Source organism: Rhodococcus sp. CX (assembly GCF_015865005.1).
Taxonomy (GTDB): domain Bacteria; phylum Actinomycetota; class Actinomycetes; order Mycobacteriales; family Mycobacteriaceae; genus Rhodococcus.
The window spans coordinates 2,189-4,747 of sequence record NZ_JADZGH010000138.1 but is presented as its reverse complement, the minus strand read 5'-3'; the positions used below and the strand labels follow the sequence as shown (position 1 = coordinate 4,747).

Annotated in this window: 1 protein-coding gene; it reads right to left on the bottom strand. The window is 73.4% G+C overall.

Translation table 11 applies throughout. From position 1 onward, the window contains the following. On the bottom strand, positions 1–2,559 hold a 2,559-nt coding region (locus tag I0Q12_RS14675), incomplete at both ends, for a non-ribosomal peptide synthetase (protein WP_197252607.1).

The window sequence follows — 2,559 nt, the reverse complement described above, 5'->3', positions numbered from 1 at the left end:
GACCGGGACCGGGTCGAGGGCGGGCACGGTGTCCGGGGACAGCACCCGCTGGACCGGGCCGTCGGCGGTGGCGGGAAACACCGTGCGCAGCGCCTCGTGGCGGGTCACCACGTCGCGGACCGCGGCCGACAGCGCCTCGACGTCGAGCCGGCCGGTCAGCCGGATCGCCATCGGGATGTTGTAGGCCGCCGACGCGGTGTCGAGCTGGTTGACGAACCACAGGCGCTGCTGCGCCGCGGACACCGGGACCGGGTCCGGGCGGGGCCCGGCGACCAGCGGCGGCCGGTCCACGGCGCCGGCGGCGTGCAGGGCCGCGGACAGGGCCCGGACCGTGGGCGACTCGAACAGCGCGCGCACCCCCAGGTCGGTGCCGAGCGCGGCGTTGATGCGGGCCAGCACCCGGGTGGCGATCAGCGAGTTGCCGCCCAGATCGAAGAAGCTGTCGTCGATCCCGACCCGGTCGAGGCCGAGCTGGTCGGTGAACACCTCGGCGACGGTGCGTTCGATGTCGGTGGTGGGGGCGGTGAACTCGGTCGCGGACGTGAACACCGGGTCGGGCAGCGCGCGGCGGTCGAGCTTGCCGACGGGGGTCAGCGGGATCCGGTCGAGCACGGTAACCGCGGCGGGCACCATGTACCCCGGCAGCCGGCGGCCGACGTGCGCGAGCAGCGCGGCGACGTCGACGGTGTGCCCGGTCTCGGGCAGCACATAGGACGCGAGCAGGGTGTCGCCGGACGGTGCGGTGCGGCCCAGGGTGACCGCGAACGCGACGTCCTCGTGGTCGGTGAGCACCGCGTCGATCTCGCCGAGTTCGATGCGGAACCCGCGGATCTTGACCTGGAAGTCGGAGCGGCCCAGGTACTCGGCGTTCGCCCGCTCACCGTTGGAACGCCAGCGCACCACGTCGCCGGTGCGGTACATGCGGGAGCCCGGGGGGCCGTAGGGGTCGGCGACGAACCGGGTGGCGGTCAGCCCCGGCTGGTTGTGGTAGCCGCGGGTGACGTCGGGTCCCCCGATGTACAGCTCGCCGGCGAGCACGGGAGGCAACGGGTGCAACCGTTGATCGAGCAGGACCTCGTTGACTCCGCACACCGGGGTGCCGAGGGTGATCGGATTGCCCGCTCGCAGCGCGGCGATGTTCACGACCACCGTCGTCTCGGTCGGCCCGTACCCGTTGTACATGCGGCAGCGGGGCGCCCAGCGGGCCGCCAGCTCCGGGGGGCACGCCTCCCCGGCGACGATCACGACCTCCAGGTCGACCTGGGCGGGGTCGACCGAGGCCAGCGCGGCCGGGGTCGCGAACGCGTGGGTGACGCCCTGCTCGCGCCAGATCCGCGCGAGCTCGTCGCCACCGTAGACGGTGTCGGGCACGATCACGAGGGTCGCGCCGACACCGAACGCGGTCATGTACTCGAAGATCGACGCGTCGAAGCTCGGCGACGAGAAGTGCGACACCCTGGCGGTCGGCAGCGGCGCCAGCCGGTTGTGCAGCGACGCGGCCAGGTTCGACAGGCCCCGGTGCGGGACGACGACACCCTTCGGGCGGCCGGTGGAACCGGAGGTGTAGATCAGGTAGGCGGGATGGTCGACGTGCAGGTCCGCGCGGCGATCGAGGTCGGTCAGCGGCAGCGGGGACGCCGCGTCCACCCGCTCCTTGAAGTCGGGGCCGTCGAGCACCAGCCACGGCACCGTGTCGGGCAGGGTTCCGTGATGCCGGGCCGTGGTCAGCCCGAGCACGGCACCGGAGTCGGTGAGCATGTGCTCGACGCGGTCGCGCGGGTAGGAGGGGTCGACGGGCACGAACGCCGCGCCGGACTTGGCGACCGCCCAGATCGCGGCGACCGACTCGATGGACCGGGCGATGCCCAGCGCCACGAACTTCTCCGGGCCCAGACCGGCGTCGACGAGGACCCGGGCGGCGCGGTTGGACCATTCGTCGAGTTCGCGGTACGTCACGGTGCGGTCCAGGCAGGACAGCGCCACGGTGTCGGGCACGATCGCCGCGACCGAGGAGAGCAGCTCGTGCCACAGTTGCGGCGACATCGTCGGTCGTCCCCGCGCCGGGACGAGTCCGGCCAGGTCGGCGGGTGCGACGAAGTCGATGTCCCCGACCGGGACCTCCGGGTCGGTGGTGACGGCGGCGAGGATCCGGGCCCAGCGGTCGACGAGTTCGCGGATCGCGTCGGCGTCGAACACCTCGTCGGCGTAGGTGCACCGCACCCGCAGTTCGGTGTCGCCGGGGGCGACGTGCAGCGCGACGTCGACCGGGGCCGGCGGACGGGCGGTCGCGGCGTCGGTGGCGGTGGCGGTGGTGTCGATGGCGGGGTCGGGGTCGTCGACGCTCAGCACCACCGGCAGCATGAGATCGGCGGCCCGCTCCAGGGTTTCCGCGCTCACGTCGGCGTGAGAGAGGGCACCGGCGACGACGTCGTGCACCCGCGCGAGGACGGTGCCGAACGACTCGGCGCCGAAGACCGGGATCCGCAGCGGCAGCACCGTGGCGCCGGCCGGCATCCCGACGACGGTGTCCTCGCTGACGGTCAGGCGGGCGACGAGCAC